Source organism: Salinibacterium sp. AL4.1, from assembly GCF_059767305.1.
On sequence record NZ_JBSOQK010000001.1, the window covers coordinates 454,376 to 472,519 of the forward strand.

Genomic DNA, 18,144 nt, shown 5'->3' on the forward strand with positions numbered 1-18,144 from the left:
TCTTCGATGGTAGTTGCGGCTACCAGCACGCGCGTCGGCCAGCTGGTGCAGCGTGCGCTACTCCCGGCGGAGTAGAGCGGGTGGTCGAGGCACGGTCGCAGTCGACACAGCGCGAAAACTCGCCGACGACGTCGCCATAAATCACCCTGCGGAACGCCGCCTGGGAGCCGTCTGGAAAGCACAAAGTCCCGGCCACCGAAGTGACCGGGACTAATCTGCTCCTCGACTTGGACTTGAACCAAGAACCTACGCATTAACAGTGCGTTGCTCTGCCAATTGAGCTATCGAGGATCGCTGTGCGACTCGACTACTTTAGCAAATGATTTGGCACTTCGAAAACCATCAGGCGATTCGAGCGAGGTATGTCGGCGAAAGAACCCTCGTGGGGGCAGTAATTAACTGAGGAATACCGTTGTCATCAATTCTAAAACTCGCGATTTGGTTCGAAAACTGGTTGCACACATGAAGGATGCCGTCGCTGAGAATCATGTGACGGGGCCAATTTCCCTCGCACGAGATCGCCGTGAGCGGAGCAACGCTGCGGCCGTCTTCGGCAATGGTGAGAACGGCGATCAGGTTGCTGTGGCGCACGCCGACATACGCGTGGCGGGCGTCATCCGAGATCGCGATGGCTGCCGCTTGATCGCCCTCAACCGCGCCGGGAAGCGCGATGGAACACAGCTTGTGCAGCTGGCGGTCTTTCCATTCGAACACCATGAAGCCGCAGCCGAGTTCTCCCAGCACGTAGAACAGGTTGCCCGGGCGCGCGACAATGTCTCGCGGACCGAAACCGGCCGGCAACGTGACCTCGTCGATCTGCTCGAGCGCAAAGTTGCCGTAGCTGAAGATGCGGATGCGATCCGCGCCCAAATCGAGCGAGAACACGGTGTCGTCATCCACGAACAGCGATGAATGGGCGTGGGGACCCTCCTGTTGCGGGCGCGGCCCTATGCCGGTGGTCTCAACAACTTGGCGAGTGTCGAGCGTTCCGGAAGCCCCTCCCGCGTCGATGACACCCAATGTGCCCGTGCCGTAGTTGGCGGCGATTACAGTGCCGCCGTTGACGGTGACGTGGCAGGGGTACTGCCCGCCGCTCGCGGTCAGGCTTGCTTCGCTGAGTCTCTCACCGTCGCGGTCGAACGCCGCAACCTGACCCGATCCCTCAAGCGTCGAGTAGACCTTGGCTCCATCGACCACGAGGAAGGATGCCGAAGGCACCGCTGCTGCCAGGTGCGAGAGTTCGAGAGAACCATCGGCACGGCTGTGCATGACCGAGATACCCTCTGACTCGCACTCCATGTCGGGACCAAAGCCGCCAACCAGCCACGTGGACGCGGCAACAGGTATGACGTCAGGCGTTGTCACGGTGCAACTCCAGAAGTGAGTCGGCTAGCCCCTTCACGTAGGGGTGCCAGGGGTTGTCGAGAACGGCATCCAGCTCACCGATGCCAACGAGGATGCCGCGGTGCATCACCGCTACGTTCGTCGAGACTCGGCGAACAGCCGCAAGGTCAGCGGTCACCAGCAGCGCCGAGAACGAGCGTTGCGCTTGAAGGTCGACGATGAGATCGAGGATGGCAGCGCGCACGTTCACGTCGATGCCCGCCGTCGGGTCATCGGCCACAAGCAGCTGCGGTTCCAAGATCATGGCGCGGGCGATCGCAACGCGTTGACGCTGACCCTTGCTGAGTTCGAATGGGTAGCGATTCATCACCGACAGCGGCAAACGCACGGTATCGATCAGCGTGGCGACTGCTTCTGCGGCCTCGATCTGGTTGAACCGACGGTCGCGCACAAAGATCGGCTCGGCGATGTTTTCGCCCACCGTCAGTCGACCGTTGAGATGGTTTCCGGCATCCTGCGGTAGGTAGCCCACCTTGACGCTGAGACGATCACGCTTGCGGCGGCTCACCTTGCGAAGGTCAGTGCCCAACACCGTGAGCTCTCCGCCGCTGAACAGCGGCGAGCCGTACGCACCGGTCTCAGCATGCAGCGCGACCGCTTTGGCGAGGGTGCTCTTACCGGAGCCACTCTCGCCAACAACAGTCAGCACTTCTCCCGCACCGATCTCAAAACTCAGTCCGTTGACGGCGACCGAGCGTGTTTCAGGGTTGCGAGACGGGTAGCGCAGCGAAAGATCGCGGGCGCTCACCGTGGGCTGAGTGGAAGTCACCTCAATAATCTACGGCAGTCAGCGCCCGCAGCGCTTCCCTTCGTTCAGTCTGTTCACGCGGGTCGGGCACCGGCAGGGATGCCAGCAGCCGTTGAGTGTACGGATGTTGCGGATTTCCGAGCACTTCGGAACCCACACCTTCCTCCACCAACTGCCCCTTGTAGAGCACCGCGATGCGATCCGAGAGCATGTCTACGACGGCGAGATCGTGGCTGATGAACAGGGCCGCGAAGCCGAGGTCTCGTTGCAATTCGGCGAACAACTCGAGCACCTTCGCCTGAACCGACACGTCGAGCGCACTTGTCGGCTCGTCTGCGATCAGCAGTCGTGGCCGCAAGGCAAGGGAGCGTGCGAGGCTTGCGCGTTGACGTTGACCTCCACTGAGTTCGTGCGGGTAGCGGTCTCCAAACGCGCGCGGCAACTGCACCGCTTCGAGGAGTTCGTTGACCCGCCCGCGGGCGTCATTGGCATCTTCGGCCGCGCCGTGCACAATCAGTGGTTCAGCGACACACTGCGCGATCGTGAGCAGCGGGTTGAAGCTCGATGCCGGGTCTTGAAAGACGAATCCGATATCGCTGCGCACCGGCCGGAACTTGCGCTCCTTGAAACCCAACATTTCGTGCCCAAGCACCGAGAGCGATCCACCGGTGATCTTGTTCAACCCACCGATAGCGCGACCAATCGTGGTCTTGCCTGATCCGCTCTCCCCCACGAGCCCGAGCACTTCGCCCGGTGAAATGGTGAAGCTCACGCGGTCGACAGCCCGGAACGGAGCGCGACCAAAACGGCCGGGGAACTCGATCTCAAGGTTGTCGGCGATGACAATCGCCTCGGCATCCTTCTCTCCGCCAACGGCAGCGCGGTCAGCAACGCGAGCCGCCGCTCGGGATGCCCCCGAACCGATGCGAGGAACGGCGGCCAGAAGCTTCTGCGTGTACGGATGCTGGGCAGCGTCGAACAATTGCTGCGCTGGCGCTTCTTCCACCAGTTTGCCCTGGTACATGACGGCAACGCGGTCAGACAGGTCGGCCACGATTCCCATGTTGTGGGTGATCAGGATGATCGCCGCTCCGAACTCATCGCGGCAGCGGCGGAGGAGATCGAGGATCTCCGCCTGCACCGTCACGTCGAGCGCGGTCGTGGGCTCGTCAGCCACGATCAGTTCTGGCTCGAGTACCAGCGCCATCGCGATGACCACGCGCTGCTTTTGCCCACCCGAGAACTGGTGAGGATAGTAATCGACGCGCTTATCCGGCTCAGGAATACCGACTTTGCGCAGGATCTCGATTGCCTTGGTGCGCGCCTCCCGCTTGCTGACGTTGCCGTGTGCGCGAAGGCCTTCTGCAATCTGCCAGCCGACGGTGAACACCGGGTTGAGCGCGGTAGAGGGCTCTTGAAAGACCATCGCCACATCCACGCCGCGCAGCTCACGCAGTCGCTTGCCCGACATGCCGATGACCTCTTTGTTGTTGAGCACAATGGCACCGCGAGACACCGCAGTCTCGGGCAGCAGCCCGAGCACGGATTTAGCAGTAACGCTCTTACCGCTGCCGCTTTCACCGACAATGGCCAGCACCTCCCCGGGAGCGAGGGTCAACGAGACATCGTCTACTGCTTTGACGTCGCCACTGTCGGTAGCGAAGGTGACTTCAAGATTCTTGATCTCGACAATTTTGCTCATGAGCGAGCCTCCAGCGGGTCAATCGGATTCGCATCATCGTCGAGGTCGACCGTCGAGAGAGCGGCGGTTTCGAGAACCGGCGCCGACTGCTCGGCACGACGTCGAGTGCGCAGTCGTGGATCAGCGAGGTCGTTGAGTGACTCCCCCACCAGAGTGATTCCGAGCACAACAAGAACGATCGCAAGCCCCGGGAACAGCGAGGTCCACCAGATGCCACTCGTGACATCCGAAATCGACTTGTTGAGGTCGTAACCCCACTCTGCTGCCGCCGATGGCTCGATACCGAAACCGAGGAAGCCGAGACCGGCGAGGGTCAGAATCGCTTCGGAGCTGTTGAGCGTGAAGATCAACGGCAGCGTGCGGGTTGCGTTGCGGAACACGTGACGGAACATAATGCGCGGAGTACTCGAACCAATGACCTTCGCCGATTCGACGTAGGCCTCCGACTTGATACGCACGGTTTCGGCCCGGATGACGCGGAAGTACTGCGGAATGTAGACAACCGTGATCGACACGGCCGCCGCGAACACGCCGCCCCAGAAGCTCGACTGACCACCGCTAATCGCGATCGCGGCCACAATGGCCAACAGCAGAGTCGGGAACGCGTACACAGCGTCGGAGATAACCACGAGCACGCGGTCGATCCAGCTACCGAGGTAGCCCGATACGAGACCGAGCAGCACGCCGGCAAAGATCGACAGGGCCACCGCAACGACGATCACGAGAACCGCGGTGCGCGATCCCCAGATCACGCGCGAGAGCACGTCGTAGCCGCCCACTGTGGTGCCCAGAATGTGCGCTCCACCGGGAGGTACTTGCGCCCCGAAAGCGCCGTCGTCGTCGCGCAATTGAGAAAAGCCATAGGGTGCGAGCAGCGGCGCGAACAGTGCCGTCAGCAAGAAGATGCCGGTCAAGATCAGCCCAGCAACGAGCATTCCACGCTGGAGCCCTACCGATTGACGAACCTGCCGAACAATCGGCAACGTGCGCCACACAGCCACGAAACGTGAGGGTGTCGTCGTCATGATTAGTACCTCACCCTCGGGTCGATGATCGCCGCAACTATGTCGACGATGAAGTTAGTGAGGGCAACGATGACGGCGAGCAGCACCACAATGCCCTGCACGGCGACAAAGTCACGCGCGCCGAGATACTCGACGAGCTTGAAGCCGAGGCCCTTCCACTCGAAGGTGGTTTCAGTCAGCACCGCGCCTCCCAGCAGGAGCGCGATCTGCAGACCGATGACCGTGATGATCGGGATCAACGCGGGCTTGTAGGCATGCTTGCGCACGAGGCGGTATTCGCTCACGCCGCGCGAGCGGGCGGCATCCACGTAGTCCATGGAGAGGCTGCCGATGACGTTCGTGCGCACGAGACGCAGGAAGATACCGGCGGTCAACAATCCCAGCGCTAACCCGGGAAGGACGGCGTGCGAGAGAACATCGCCGATCGCTGCCGGGCTGCCGAGACGGAATGCGTCAATGAGGTAGATCCCCGTTTTGTCGTCGAGAGTGCTCAACTGCAATTCAGTGCGAGTGGATGCGCGGCCCGCGACCGGCAGCACCTTCAGCCACACTGCGAACACGAGCTTCAGCAGCAAACCGGCGAAGAAGACCGGAGTCGCGTAGGCGAGGATCGCCGCAACGCGGAGCACCGCATCCGGCCACTTGTCACGGAAATACGCGGCGACCATACCGAGGGGAATACCGACGATCAGGGCGACGAGAACGGCGTAAAACGCGAGCTCAAGGGTGGCGCTGCCATACGTGACGAGCAACTCCGAAACCGGGCGACCGTCGGTGATGGCCGTACCGAAGTTTCCGGTGAAGATCTGGCCGAGGTACTCGAAGTACTGCACCAGAATCGGCCGGTCATAACCTGCAGCGCTGATGCGCTCAGCGAGTTGGGCGGCTGTCAGGCGATCCCCCAGGGCAGCCGTGATGGGGTCACCGATCGAGCGCATCAGCACGAACACCATCGTTACGAGGATGAACACGGTCGGGAAAATCAGGAGGAATCGAACAATAAGAAAACGAGCAAGGGGATTTGTGATCCCCCGAAAACGCCGGGTGGGCGGATCTGACGGTGCCGGATTGATCACGGCGGAAGCGGACTGCGACATACCTACCTATCGTGCAGAGAACGAAGACGAGGAGGTGACCCACATTGTGTGCGGGCCACCCCCGTTCGTCATAACGCTAGGCCGAGGCCTAACTGGAGCGAGTTACTCCTATTTGGCCAAGCTGCCGTAGCGGAACTTGAACGAACCGTCGAGCGTAGCTCCGGTCACGTCCTTGCCCGTCACAGCGATTTGCGCTCCCTGAAGGAACGGAACAGTCGACAGCTGAGCCGCGACCTTCGCCTGAATGTCCTCGATCATTCCCTCACGCGTGGCGGGGTCGAGTTCGGTTGCCTGAGCCACGATCAAGTCGTTGACTTCAGCATCCGCATAGTGGTTACCGAGGAAGTTGCCATCGCCGAAGAACGGGGTCAGGTAGTTGTCAGCGTCGGAGTAGTCCGGGAACCAGCCCAGCTGGTAGGCCGGGTAAGCGTCAGCGGTGCGCTCGCTCGCGTAGGTCACCCATTCGGTCGACTGCAGGTTGACTTCGAAAATTCCGTCAGCCTCGAGCTGGCTCTTGACCAGCGCGTACTCGTCACCCGAAGACTCACCGTAGTGGTCAGGGTTGTACTGAAGGTTGAGCTTCACGGGAGTCTCGACTCCAGCATCCGCCAAACGCTTCTGTGCGGCTTCGACGCTGGGTCCGCCGTTGCCGTCGCCATAAAGGTCCTTGAGAACCTCGGTAGCACCGGTCAGTCCGTCGGGAACGTAGGAGTACAACGGCAGGTAGGTGCCCTTGTAAACCTGGTCAGAAATTTCCTGACGGTCGATGAGGTCAGCCACGGCGCCACGAACGGCGAGCGACTTCGCTTCATCAGCCTCAGGAGTCTTTGCGCCGAACGGCTGCGTGTCGAAGTTGAACACGATGTAGCGGATTTCTCCACCGGGGCCAACGATCACGTTGACGTTGTCGTTGCCCTCGAGGTCAGCAACGTCGGTGGCAGACAGGCTGCGGTGCGCGACGTCAATGTTGCCCTCTTGAACATCGAGCTTCAAGTTCGACGCGTCGGTGTAGTACTTCAACGTGATGCTGTCAGTAGCCGCGGCACCAAGAACGCCCTGGTAGTCAGGGTTGGCCTTGAACGAGACGATGTTGTTGAAGTCGTAGCTGTCGATCACGTACTGGCCAGCAAACGCCATGCCCTCCACGATCTCGTCATCAGGCGTAATCGAATCAGCCGAGAACACTTCTTCATCAACGATCGGCGCGGCCGGGCTCGAGAGAATCTGCGCGAACGTCTGATCGTTGCCGTTCTTCAAGTTGAAGACCACCGTGGTGTCGTCGATAGCGTCGACGCTCTCGATATTGCCGAGAAGAACCGAAGGGCCGTTCTCGTTGCTGATCGCAACCTGGCGGTCGAAGCTGAACTTCACGTCGGAGGACGTGAGGTCATTGCCGTTGGCGAATTTCAGGCCCGACTTGAGTACAACGGTGTACTCGTCTTCGCTCGTGTACTCAGCGGACTCGGCGATGTCAGGTTCGACATCGGAGGTGCCGAGTGGCGAGTTGAGCAAGAACGGGTACACCTGGTTCATGAGTGCAAACGAGCCGTTGTCGTACGAACCGGCCGGGTCGAGGAACGTGACTTTGTCAGTCGTGCCCACGATAAGCGACTCGGAACCGCCACCGCTGGAATCTCCCCCAGCTTGGCAACCAGTCAAAGCGAGCGCGAACGCTGCTGAGCCGGCAACTACAGCAAGGATTCTCTTGCTGTTCTTGGATGCGGATGTCATATCCGTCTACCTCTTCCTGTTGCGTGCAGAAAATGCGACGGCGCGTTTGTAGGCGCCGCGCATCGTAGTTCCTCAGTAGTAACACACGAGGAACCTTCGAGACTAGGTTGTATACCCGCGAAAGGGGGATATTTACACGAACGCAACCAAAGAGCAGCGGTTAGGTTTCTTCGCGGAGCGCACGGCGGTCCGCTTCAATCCTCATCAGGTCGCGCTGGGTTTGCACGTAGCGTTCCGGGTCGCTCTCCCGGTCCATGCGTTGAAGGACACCGAGAAGCTCCCGCTTCTGGCGCAAGAAGTCGCGCTCGATGAGGTCAGTCGTGACCTGAACGCAGTACACCGCGATGCGCTCTTCACGCTCCGGAATCGGCGCCACACTGAGTTGCTTGACGAAAGTCGAGAACGACGATGGCACTTCGTCGGCCACGGCGGAGGCCCAACCGGGCTCGAGCGCGCGATTCACGAGAGAGGCGATCGCATCGCGCACTACCGCGAGTGACGGCTCAGCGATCGAAATCTGCGTGAGCTTGCCGATGAGCTCGGCACCCACGACATCCGGATGCTGCAGCACCGCCATGAGGGTGTCTCGCTCAAGGCGCGTAATAGCGTCGACCTTCAAGCTCATGATCGAGGGACCAGCCTGCGCTGGCGCCTCGCCGAAGCCCTCTGGCGGGGACTGGGAAGACGCCTCGGACGGCGACTGCTGCGGCGCCTTCGGCGGTCCTGACGGGGCTGCAGTGCGTTTTGCGGCGGTCACAGCGTTCTGCACCTCAGTCGGCTCCATACCGAGCCAGCCCGCGACACTGCGCACGTAGCCAATACCCAAAGCAGAATCACGGATGCCCGCGACCACGGGGGCCGCAGCACGCAACGCCGCAACCCGGCCCTCGACAGTTTCGAGGTCGTGCACGGCCAGCTCGCGGCGAATCTTGAACTCAAACATGGGCTTGCGGGTGGTGACGAGACGGCGCACCGCGCCATCCCCCTTTTTCAGGCGCAAATCGCAGGGATCGAGGCCGTCGGGCGCCACCGCAACAAAGGTTTGCGCAGCGAAACGGTGCTCTTCGGCGAACGCACGGTTCGCGGCCTTCTGGCCCGCCTCATCCGGGTCGAAGGTAAAGATGACTTCACCGGTGGCTGTGGTGTCAGCGTTGTCATAGTCGCCGATCATGCGGCGCACAATCTTGATGTGGTCCACGCCGAACGCCGTGCCACACGTGGCGACCGCGGTCGTGACGCCCGCAAGATGGCAGGCCATGACATCCGTGTAGCCCTCGACCACGACGATCTGCTTGCCGCGCGAAATGTCTTTCTTGGCGAGATCGAGCCCGTAGAGCACTTGGCTCTTGTGATAAACCGGCGTCTCCGGAGTGTTCAGGTACTTGGGGCCTTTGTCGTCGTCGAGCAACCGCCGAGCGCCGAAGCCCAGCGTCTGACCGGTGACATCGCGGATGGGCCACACAAGGCGCCCGCGAAAACGGTCGTAATAGTCGCCCCGCTCCCCCTTGCCGATAAGGCCGGCAACGACGAGCTCTTCGGACGAGTAGCCCAGCTTGTTGAGGTGCTTCATGAGCACGCCACCGCGAGGCGCAAAGCCGATGCCGAAGCGCTCAGCAGCAGACTGATCGAAACCACGTTCACCCAAGAAGCTGCGCCCGGGTGCGGCCTCGGGGCTCGCTAGCTGGGCGACGAAAAATTCGGATGCCGCCTGATTGGCCGCCAAGATGCGCGCGCGATTGCCGTGATCGGTCGCCGCGCCGCCATCCTCATAGTGAAGTTCATAGCTAATACGGCCGGCAAGGCGCTCGACGGCCTCGGAAAACGAGACGTGGTCCATGCGCTGCAGGAAGGTGTAGACGTCGCCGCCTTCACCGCATCCGAAGCAGTGATAGAAGCCGACCTGGGGCCGAACGTGGAAGCTCGGGCTGCGCTCCTCATGAAAAGGACACAGGCCCTTCATAGAGCCGGAACCGGCGCTCTTGAGGGTGACGTAGTCGCCAACGATGTCGGCGAGGTTGGTGCGCGAACGCACCTCGTCGATATCGCTTCGTTTAATCAGGCCAGCCACAATCGCAATTCTAGGCCGACCGGCCGACGACTCTAGCCAACGAGTCGTGTGTGCCAGGCAATCGCGGACTGATCCGTGAGGCTAGCTACCTGATCAACTACCGCGCGCTTGCGCTGGTGATCGTTCTCAGCGGAATTCCAATCCGCGGTGAAACCGGAATCGAGGTTCACAGGAGCCGTCCAGAGCAACACATCGGCGAGCTCGGTGAGTACGTCACGCTGCTGCTGGTAGATCGGGCGACGCGCGTTCGTCGACATGACGAAGGCTGCCACGATGCCCTTGAGCACCGCGATCTCTGCCTGAATCTCTTTCGGCACGACCAAGCTGCCGCCGAAGCGAGCAAGAGCATCCGTGGGGTGAGCTTCGCGCGTGGCCTGAACGGCCGCACCGGCAAAGCGGCCAATCAGTTGGCTAGTGAGGTTCTTGAGGCGACCGTGGGCGGCACGACTGCCATCCCACTGATCGATCCACGGATCGAGCAGGTCAAGACGGTCGAAGGCCGCGATGAGCTCGTCGTGGGTGAACTCGCCACCGATCCACTCGAACATCGACTTCACGAGGTCGTCGTGATTCACGCGGGCACCGAGAGCCGTGACGTCAATAAAGTCGCCCACAATGGCATCTTCAAAGTCGTGCACGGAATAGGCGATGTCGTCGGACAGGTCCATGACCTGAGCCTCGATGCAGCGCTGACGATCCGGCGCTCCGGCCCGCAACCATTCGAAGGCGGCCGTGTCGTCGTCGAAGAAGCCGTACTTACTGCGACCGCTCGGATCCGGAATGCCCTGAGCGCTCGGCCACGGATATTTCGTGCTCGCGTCCAAGCTGGCGCGCGTGAGATTGAGACCGTAGGTCTTGCCGTCGGGGCCGAACACCTTCGGCTCGATGCGCGTCAGTAGGCGCAGGGTTTGAGCATTGCCCTCGAAGCCGCCGATGTCATCCGCCCACTCATTGAGCGCACGCTCGCCGTTGTGGCCGAAGGGTGGATGCCCGAGGTCGTGAGAAAGGCACGCCGTGTCAACAACATCCGGGTCGAGCCCCAAGCTGTCGGCGAGCTCGCGGCCGACCTGAGCGACCTCGAGCGAATGGGTGAGACGGTTGCGGGCAAAGTCAGTGCCCATAGTGGGGCTGAGAACTTGAGTTTTGGCCGCGAGGCGACGCAGCGCGCTCGAGTGCAAAACCCGTGCCCGGTCGCGTGCAAAATCACTGCGGCGACTCGAATGCTGCTCGGGAAGCCAACGCTCAGCGTCCGCTTCCGTATAGCCCTTAACCGCCACTGGTACTCAATTCTGCTTGATTCAGCTCGGAACGATGCGACTCCTGCAGTTCGCGGCTGTCGAGCCACCCCTGCGGAAGCGTCGGCTTCTTCGGGCGCCCCGCACGGCCGCGCTGCCCCTCGGCGTCGATGCCGGGGTACTCCTGCGACCAGTCGAGGTTGCCCAACAATTCATCCATGTGATCGAGCGACTGAACTGCTGCCATGCCGGCCCGCAACTCGCCCCCGACCGAGTAACCCTTGAAATACCAAGCGACATGCTTACGGATGTCGCGGCACGCGCGATCTTCTTCGCCAAAGAACTCGACCAAAAGTTCGGCATGGCGCTTAAACGCCGTGGCGACTTCGCCGAGTGTGGGCTCAGCCTTGAGCGTCTCACCGCGGAAGGCCGCAGCGAGATCGCCGAACAACCACGGACGACCGAGGCACCCGCGCCCGACAACGACACCGTCGCATCCGGTCTCATCGACCATGCTGAGAGCATCGGCGGCGCTCCAGATGTCGCCGTTGCCGAGAATGGGCGTATCGGTGATCGTGTTCTTAAGCTTCTCGATAGCCGACCAGTCGGCGTGCCCCGAGTAGAAATCGGCGGCAGTGCGAGCGTGCAGCGCAATGCTGGCAACCCCGGCCCCCGCGCCAACGCGCGCGGCCTCAAGGTACGTCAAGTGATCAGAGTCAATGCCCTTGCGCATCTTAATCGTCAACGGAACATCGCCGGCCGCCTTCACAGCGCCCTCCACGATGTCGCGGAACAAATCGATCTTCCACGGAAGCGCCGCTCCCCCACCCTTACGAGTGACCTTGGGAACCGGGCATCCGAAGTTCAAGTCAATGTGGTCAGCACGGTCTTCGGCCACCAACATCGTGACCGCTTCGCGCACCGTCTTCGGGTCGACGCCGTAAAGCTGGATGCTGCGGGTCGTCTCCGACTCGTGGTGAGTGATGAGACGCATGCTCTCCGGCGTGCGCTCCACCAGCGCGCGGCTCGTGATCATTTCGCTGACGTACAGACCAGCGCCATACTCGCGGCACAAGCGGCGGAAAGCGGTGTTGGTGATGCCTGCCATGGGCGCCAAGACGACAGGAACATCGAGGTCGAGGTTCCCAATAGAGAGCTGTGGCGCGACACGCGGGTCGGCAGGGGCAAGAATAGTCACGTACCAATTGTCCCACGGCGAGCCTGAACCTTGCCGCATATCCCGGGAGGCCCCGAATGACGGCAGGAACTGACCGCGTTCGAGACGATGCCGAACGCCGCGGCATCCCCATCGAAATCATCGAACGTGCGCCCGCGACCTCGCTCGAACACGCTGCCGAGCTGCTGGGCATTACTCCCGCCGAAATCGTGAAGTCGCTAGTCGTCAAGCGCAGCGACGGCAGTTTTCTCTTCGCGCTAGTGCCCGGTGATCGTCAGATTTCGTGGCCCAAACTTCGGACGCTCGTGGGCGTCAATAAGCTGCGGATGCCGGAAGCCGAGGTCGCCCTCGACGCCACCGGGTACGCCCGCGGCACCATCACGCCACTCGGCAGCACCACCGCCTGGCCCGTCTACGCCGACGAACGTATCGCCGGAAAGCGCATCTCCATGGGTGCCGGAGACCACGGTCACACCGCGTGGGTGTTGGCGGATGACCTCATCAGCGGCCTCGACGCGATCGTTGCCGACATCACGACCGAAGCAGGAAACAACTAATGGCCCTCGACGAGCATCCGAATGTCTTCCGTTTCGAAGCACGGCTGTGGGTGAGCCCCGCGCCGCGCGACGAAGCACTTGAGCAACTACGAGCCCAACGGGCCTGGGACAAAGAAAACGCCAAGCTGCAGCGCTGGTGGGTGTCGTTCTCGATCGGAGCCGCCGTGGGCGTTGCGGGAGTGCTCGCCGTCGGCTCTGCCGCCAACCTCGACCCCACGCTCTACCTGTTGCTATTGCCGGTGGGGTTCGGTGGCGGCGCGATCATCGGCGCACTGATCAACAAGCGCTTCAACGCACCGGATGCTCAGCACGCGTCACTGCCCGCACGCCCCACCACTGCGCCGCTCACGCTCATACCGTCGCGGGTCGCAAAAGCTGCGCCAGAACAGGCCAGCGCTGCCGAACTCATCGAATGGTCGAAGCGCGGTTTTGTGGGTTAGACCAGACCTTCGTCGATCTGGCGGTTGACGAGAGCCTGCGAGTGGCGGTCGTCAGCGACAACACACGCGTCGCCTTCACAGGCCACCGCGTTCGGGTCGCCGAGTTGCTGTAGTGCGAAGGTCGGGATTGGCTTCGTTGCGGCATCCATTGCGTTACGCGTCTCTTTCGGTAAGTACTTGTGTGAGTACGTTAGCGAAGGTTTCGCTTTCCTGCGCGCCCGAGACCCCATACTTGCCTTCGATCACGAAGAACGGCACGCCCTGGATGCCGTATTGCATAGCAACTTCCATGTCGGCCTTCACCGCGGGGAGGTACTCGTTCGACTCAAGAACACGAACGACTTCATCGCGATCGAAGCCGATGGACGCCGCAATCTCGGCGAGGTCGTCGACGCGACCGACGTGCTCAGTCTTGATGAAGTACGCCTCAAGAAGGCGTTCCTTCATTTCGAGTTGACGGCCCTGAGCCTTCGCAAAATGCAGAAGCTCGTGCGCCTTGATCGTGTTCGTCTGGTGGATGTGGTCGTAGTCATAGTCAAGACCGAGGCTCGTGGCGATGTCGGTGACGCGGGTCAGCATCTCCTTCACCTGCGGCATCGGCAATCCCTTGCGCTCGCTCAAGAACTGAGTGGGAGTTCCCTCGTACTCCACCGGAGTATCGGGAGCCAGCTCGAACGAGTGGTACTCGATGTCAACGGCGATACCGGAGCTTTCGACGGCCGCTTCGAGGCGACGTTTTCCGATGTAGCACCATGGGCACTGAACATCGGACCAAATGTCGATTTTGACGGGGGCAATCGGGTTTGCTGAATCATTCACCTCAGCGTTAACGCGCGGACGCCCCGAGTATTCCCGTTCGTGCGGGTGCCGGCGGCTTTCCTGTTGGGTAGTGGCTGGATTTGTGGTGCTGGCCGACTTGGTGGTGCTGGCAGACCTGGTGGTGCTGGCCGACCTGGTGGTGCTGGCCGACTTAAAGCTTGTGGCGCCTCCACCTTCGGAAATTCAGGAAATCCACAAGCTCAGCCCTCACAACTCGCGTCTTCGTTGGCGTCGTATTTCTGACAACGTCGGATCTCCTGAATTTCCGAAGCCAGACTGCGAATGAAAGGCCAGCGCGCTATCCAAGCCCCGCAGAAACAACTCCCACTGGGTGAAAACCATCCTGGCGCTGATACTCATGGCATGAAAGCCTGCAATTGTAATTTCGATCGCCTTGAGATGATCCTCCTCGAAAGTATGCGCGTGAAACTGGCGCCCATCTATCTCAAGGCCGACGATTCCGTTCACCACGAGATCAATTCGCTTGAGGCCTACAGGAATTTGGATCTCGACCCGATGGCCGTGCAGCCTCAGACGGGTACGTGCGAGACTCTCAGGCAAACTCTCGCAACGCCCATCAACCCACGAACGGATTGTTCGCTTGCCTAGCGGCAAGGCGAGAATCAGCCGCTCGAAATCGAACCCGTCAATGCGGCCAGTGTGCAGCGCCCAGTCGACGGCAGCAACTGCCGTTTCTAGGGTTTCATCGAGAATCGTGCGCTTGAGCGCCTCGAATACACTGACGTGCCAATTCGTTCCCTGATCATTGACTTCGGCGGAATCCCAATGCACGTGGACCCCGCTGTGATCGTTGAGCGGGCGACGCCGATTCCGGGGGCTCCGCAATCTTGCTGCGTTCTGAGCCACGGACACGTGCAACGGATGATCGCCGAGAACCCAGCCGCCCCAGTCGGCAATTGCTGAGACCCCGGTAAGACGACCGCCCACCCGCACCGCTCGCAACCGTGGTTCTGATTCAGCCGCCGTGGAGTACCAACCTTGGCGCGCTCTAACAACCTCACCTCGCTTGACTGCTTGAGTGAGATCGCAATCGCGGACTTCCCGTGCGACTAATTGCTGTTTTTGCGCAAGCCCACCCAACTCATCGACCAATTCGCGCACATCTGCCATGACGACAGCATCGTCGCGGATTCTCCAGCGCGGTCTGCGAAAAAGTATTCAGTTGACTGACGGACTACTGAAGTGATGTGGACGAGCAGTTCGCTGTGGAAATTCAGGAAATCCGCAGGGCCCGTCAGCAGGAGGGTCGGGATTCCGCGGGCGAGGCCATGACGGGATCGCGCCCCAGCCCAGGTCTCCTGAATTTCCGAAGGGTGACAGGGGTTCCGAAGGGTGTCAGGGGTTCCGAAGGGTGACAGGGTTTCCGAAGGGTGTCAGGGCAAAAGACGAACAAGCGGACCGATTCGGCACGAAAGGGCGACGGGAAGCCGGCAGACCAGGGCGAGGTGGGGCGTTTTAGAGGGCGAAGGCCGCGAAGGGGTTAAAAGCGCCGCGAAGGGGGTGCAAGCGGCGCGAAGGCGAAGGCGTCCGAGCAAGAAAAAGCGGCCCCGGACACGTGTCCAGGGCCGCTTTCGTGTAGTGCGGGCTCGAGGCGAAAGACGCCGCGAAACTCACCGCGGGGTTCAGCAGCCGATGAGCTCCTGCGCGAGATAGCCGCGCAGCTCTTCGATCGGCATGCGCTTTTGTTCCATCGTGTCGCGCTCACGGATCGTAACTGCGTTATCGTCGAGCGAATCGAAGTCAATCGTGACGCAGAACGGGGTGCCGATTTCGTCTTGACGGCGGTAACGGCGCCCGATCGCACCGGCGTCGTCGAAGTCAACGTTCCAGTACTTGCGCAGGTCAGCAGCAACGCCGCGCGCCATCGGCGACAGGCGCTCGTTGCGCGACAGCGGCAGAACGGCGACCTTGACCGGCGAGAGGCGACGGTCGAGGCGCAGAACAGTGCGCTTGTCGACTCCACCCTTAGCGTTAGGCGCTTCGTCTTCAGCGTAAGCATCAATGAGGAAGGCCATTAGTGCGCGAGTGAGGCCGAACGCGGGCTCGATAACGAACGGCGTCCAGCGCTCATCCTTGGCCTGGTCGAAGTACGACAGGTCGGCACCGGAGGCTTCGGAGTGCGTGCGCAGGTCGAAGTCGGTGCGGTTAGCGATACCCATGAGCTCGCCCCACTCGCTACCGGCGAAGCGGAAACGGTACTCAACATCCACCGTGCGCTTGGAGTAGTGCGAGAGCTTCTCCTGAGCATGCTCGTAGAAACGCAGATTTTCGGGGTTAATCCCGAGGTCGGTGTACCACTTCATGGATTCGTCGATCCAGGTCTGGTGCCACTCTTCGTCCGTGCCCGGCTCGACGAAGAATTCCATCTCCATCTGCTCGAATTCACGGGTACGGAAAATGAAGTTTCCGGGCGTGATCTCGTTACGGAACGACTTTCCGACCTGACCGATACCGAAGGGCGGCTTCATGCGCGCAGCACCCATGACGTTGGCGAAATTGGTGAAGATACCCTGAGCGGTTTCGGGGCGCAGGTAGTGCATGCCCTCTTCGTTGTCGACGGGGCCAAGGTAGGTCTTGAGGAGCCCCGAGAAGTTTTGCGGTTCGGTCCACGATCCGGGCTGACCGGTGTCAGGGTCACGGATGTCGGCAAGCCCGTTCACGGGAGGGTGACCGTGCTTCTCTTCGTAGGCTTCGAGAAGGTGGTCGGCGCGGTAGCGCTTGTGGGTGTGCAGCGATTCGACGAGCGGGTCGGAGAAGACCTCGACGTGACCGGATGCTTCCCACACCTTGCGGGGCAGGATGACGGCCGAGTCGAGCCCGACGACGTCTTCGCGACCTTGAACGAAGGTCTGCCACCACTGCTTTTTGATGTTCTCTTTGAGGGCGGTTCCCAGCGGGCCGTAGTCCCAAGCTGAGCGTGAACCGCCGTAGATCTCTCCCGATTGGAAGACAAAACCTCGGCGCTTGGCGAGGTTGATAACGGCGTCGAGGGGGTTAGGCGTAGCCACAGAAACTCCAATAGTCAGCCGAGCTGGATGCACGGTCGGCGGACGACCAGTTTAGCTAGACACGCAGCGCAGCGATAACCGCCGCGACGTCCTCTTCGGTATTCCAGAGGTGGAATGCGGCGCGAAGGCGTCCGGCGCGACCGGAGGCCGTGATTCCCGCAGCAGTCAGCTTGGCGAGGTCAGCACCCGATTCATCCGGCCAGGTGACGATGGCCTGATTCTGACGTTCGATTCCGAGCTCATCGCAGAGCAGATTGGCGAGGTCGGTGCAGTGTTCCCAGACTTCGGCGATATCGAGGTCGGCAAACATGGCGATCGGATGCTCGGCTCCCACCCACGCCTGCCATGCGGGTGACACGTCGAACTGGCGAGCATCCTTCGCAAGGTTCATCTCGGTGCCGTAGACACTGCCCCAGACGTCATCTCCGGCGTACCAGCCCGCTTGCACGGGCGTGATGTGCTCGGCGAAATCCTCGGAGATGGTGAGAAACGCGACGCCGCGCGGCGAACACAGCCACTTGTAGGCGTGGCAGACGGTCGCGTCGAAATGACTGGCATCCACGGGGTGCACACCGGCGGCCTGAGTGATGTCGCACAGCGTGCGTGCTCCGTGACGGTCGGCAGCGGCGGTGATCGCCGCGACCTCGGCGACCTTGCCGTTGCACGATTGGATGAGCGAGAACGCGACGAGCGCGGTGGTGTCGGTGATCGCATCCGCCAGTTCGGCCAGCGGCACGGCGCGCACTTGAAGGTCACGGTGCTGCAGGAACGGGTAAACGATCGACGTAAAGTCGGATTCGACGACCAGCACTTCGGAACCGGCCGGCAGCGAGCACGCGATCAATGAGGCCATCACCGAGGTTTGCGAACCGATGGCAACGCGACTGGTGTCTGTACCAACAAGACGGGCATAGTGACCACGCGTGCGCTCGACGATGTCGCCGTAATTCATGGGGTTGCAGGTGGCGGTAGCCCACTGCCCGAGCTTCTCAGTCATCTCGGTGACGGCGGCGCAGGTCGGGAGCCCCATGGTGGCAGCGGAAAGGTACCCCCGGGTGTTCGCGAAGCTGTCGATGGCGCTGGCCAGAGCTGGGGAGGTCATGCCCCCATGT

At 61.4% G+C, this 18,144-nt stretch carries 16 protein-coding genes and 1 tRNA gene; 2 read left to right on the top strand and 15 right to left on the bottom strand.

Annotated elements, in window-relative coordinates:
- Positions 1-218: 218 nt before the first annotated feature.
- The 10 genes from ACWTV3_RS02225 to dusB all read right to left on the bottom strand — a co-directional run bounded on the left by ACWTV3_RS02225 (position 219) and on the right by dusB (position 12,247).
- Positions 219-291, bottom strand: a tRNA-Asn gene (locus tag ACWTV3_RS02225).
- Between the two features lie 51 nt (positions 292-342).
- Entirely contained in the window at positions 343-1,365 is a 1,023-nt protein-coding gene (locus ACWTV3_RS02230; RefSeq protein ID WP_498476642.1) for a lactonase family protein, read from the bottom strand.
- Positions 1,352-2,173: an ABC transporter ATP-binding protein gene (locus ACWTV3_RS02235; RefSeq protein ID WP_498476643.1), complete on the bottom strand. Its 822-nt coding sequence runs from the start codon at positions 2,171-2,173 to the stop codon at positions 1,352-1,354. Before ACWTV3_RS02235 ends, ACWTV3_RS02230 begins: the two co-directional genes overlap by 14 nt.
- A 1-nt stretch (position 2,174) precedes the next feature.
- A complete protein-coding gene (locus ACWTV3_RS02240; RefSeq protein WP_498476644.1) occupies positions 2,175-3,854 on the bottom strand; it encodes an ABC transporter ATP-binding protein in 1,680 nt (559 codons plus the stop codon).
- Entirely contained in the window at positions 3,851-4,879 is a 1,029-nt protein-coding gene (locus tag ACWTV3_RS02245; protein ID WP_498476645.1) for an ABC transporter permease, read from the bottom strand. Before ACWTV3_RS02245 ends, ACWTV3_RS02240 begins: the two co-directional genes overlap by 4 nt.
- A 2-nt stretch (positions 4,880-4,881) precedes the next feature.
- On the bottom strand, positions 4,882-5,976 hold the full coding sequence (locus ACWTV3_RS02250; protein WP_498476646.1) for an ABC transporter permease: 1,095 nt from the start codon (positions 5,974-5,976) through the stop codon (positions 4,882-4,884).
- Between the two features lie 108 nt (positions 5,977-6,084).
- Positions 6,085-7,707 (bottom strand): ABC transporter substrate-binding protein, encoded by a 1,623-nt coding sequence (locus tag ACWTV3_RS02255; protein ID WP_498476647.1) that lies wholly within the window; start codon positions 7,705-7,707, stop codon positions 6,085-6,087.
- Positions 7,708-7,867: 160 nt separating this feature from the next.
- Positions 7,868-9,775, bottom strand: coding sequence for a DNA primase (gene dnaG, locus ACWTV3_RS02260; protein WP_498476648.1), 1,908 nt, complete (start codon positions 9,773-9,775; stop codon positions 7,868-7,870).
- 32 nt (positions 9,776-9,807) lie between these two features.
- The gene (locus ACWTV3_RS02265; RefSeq protein WP_100388814.1) at positions 9,808-11,052 is read right to left on the bottom strand and encodes a deoxyguanosinetriphosphate triphosphohydrolase; all 1,245 of its coding nucleotides are present in this window, start codon (positions 11,050-11,052) and stop codon (positions 9,808-9,810) included.
- The gene (gene dusB, locus ACWTV3_RS02270) at positions 11,042-12,247 is read right to left on the bottom strand and encodes a tRNA dihydrouridine synthase DusB (RefSeq protein ID WP_498476649.1); all 1,206 of its coding nucleotides are present in this window, start codon (positions 12,245-12,247) and stop codon (positions 11,042-11,044) included. Before dusB ends, ACWTV3_RS02265 begins: the two co-directional genes overlap by 11 nt.
- A gap of 17 nt (positions 12,248-12,264) precedes the next feature.
- Here dusB and ACWTV3_RS02275 point away from each other — a divergent pair, with 17 nt between their 5' ends.
- Both ACWTV3_RS02275 and ACWTV3_RS02280 read left to right on the top strand, forming a co-directional pair.
- Positions 12,265-12,744, top strand: coding sequence for an aminoacyl-tRNA deacylase (locus ACWTV3_RS02275; protein ID WP_498476650.1), 480 nt, complete (start codon positions 12,265-12,267; stop codon positions 12,742-12,744).
- Entirely contained in the window at positions 12,744-13,184 is a 441-nt protein-coding gene (locus ACWTV3_RS02280; protein WP_100388811.1) for a hypothetical protein, read from the top strand. The genes ACWTV3_RS02275 and ACWTV3_RS02280 overlap by 1 nt, the downstream gene beginning before the upstream one ends.
- Here the strand turns inward: ACWTV3_RS02280 and ACWTV3_RS02285 are convergent.
- From ACWTV3_RS02285 to ACWTV3_RS02305, 5 genes are all read right to left on the bottom strand, one after another.
- Complete coding sequence (locus ACWTV3_RS02285) at positions 13,181-13,333, bottom strand: hypothetical protein (RefSeq protein WP_498476651.1); 153 nt, start codon at positions 13,331-13,333, stop codon at positions 13,181-13,183. The two genes, ACWTV3_RS02280 and ACWTV3_RS02285, sit on opposite strands and share 4 nt — an antisense overlap.
- A 4-nt stretch (positions 13,334-13,337) precedes the next feature.
- Positions 13,338-14,003, bottom strand: coding sequence for a DsbA family oxidoreductase (locus ACWTV3_RS02290; protein WP_498476652.1), 666 nt, complete (start codon positions 14,001-14,003; stop codon positions 13,338-13,340).
- 207 nt (positions 14,004-14,210) lie between these two features.
- Positions 14,211-15,134: a putative endonuclease domain-containing protein gene (locus ACWTV3_RS02295; RefSeq protein WP_498476653.1), complete on the bottom strand. Its 924-nt coding sequence runs from the start codon at positions 15,132-15,134 to the stop codon at positions 14,211-14,213.
- Positions 15,135-15,646: 512 nt separating this feature from the next.
- Positions 15,647-17,032, bottom strand: coding sequence for a glycine--tRNA ligase (locus tag ACWTV3_RS02300; protein WP_341619788.1), 1,386 nt, complete (start codon positions 17,030-17,032; stop codon positions 15,647-15,649).
- Between the two features lie 55 nt (positions 17,033-17,087).
- Entirely contained in the window at positions 17,088-18,134 is a 1,047-nt protein-coding gene (locus ACWTV3_RS02305; RefSeq protein WP_498476655.1) for an aminotransferase class V-fold PLP-dependent enzyme, read from the bottom strand.
- Positions 18,135-18,144: the final 10 nt, after the last annotated feature.

Bases quoted from the DNA above. Each gene is read 5' to 3' on its own strand.
- ACWTV3_RS02240 (WP_498476644.1), bottom strand. From the start codon at position 3,854: ATGAGCAAAATTGTCGAGATCAAGAATCTTGAAGTCACCTTCGCTACC.
- ACWTV3_RS02245 (WP_498476645.1), bottom strand. From the start codon at position 4,879: ATGACGACGACACCCTCACGTTTCGTGGCTGTGTGGCGCACGTTGCCG.
- ACWTV3_RS02250 (WP_498476646.1), bottom strand. From the start codon at position 5,976: ATGTCGCAGTCCGCTTCCGCCGTGATCAATCCGGCACCGTCAGATCCG.
- ACWTV3_RS02255 (WP_498476647.1), bottom strand. From the start codon at position 7,707: ATGACATCCGCATCCAAGAACAGCAAGAGAATCCTTGCTGTAGTTGCC.
- dusB (WP_498476649.1), bottom strand. From the start codon at position 12,247: ATGCGGCAAGGTTCAGGCTCGCCGTGGGACAATTGGTACGTGACTATT.
- ACWTV3_RS02275 (WP_498476650.1), top strand. From the start codon at position 12,265: ATGACGGCAGGAACTGACCGCGTTCGAGACGATGCCGAACGCCGCGGC.
- ACWTV3_RS02280 (WP_100388811.1), top strand. From the start codon at position 12,744: ATGGCCCTCGACGAGCATCCGAATGTCTTCCGTTTCGAAGCACGGCTG.
- ACWTV3_RS02285 (WP_498476651.1), bottom strand. From the start codon at position 13,333: ATGGATGCCGCAACGAAGCCAATCCCGACCTTCGCACTACAGCAACTC.
- ACWTV3_RS02295 (WP_498476653.1), bottom strand. From the start codon at position 15,134: ATGGCAGATGTGCGCGAATTGGTCGATGAGTTGGGTGGGCTTGCGCAA.
- ACWTV3_RS02305 (WP_498476655.1), bottom strand. From the start codon at position 18,134: ATGACCTCCCCAGCTCTGGCCAGCGCCATCGACAGCTTCGCGAACACC.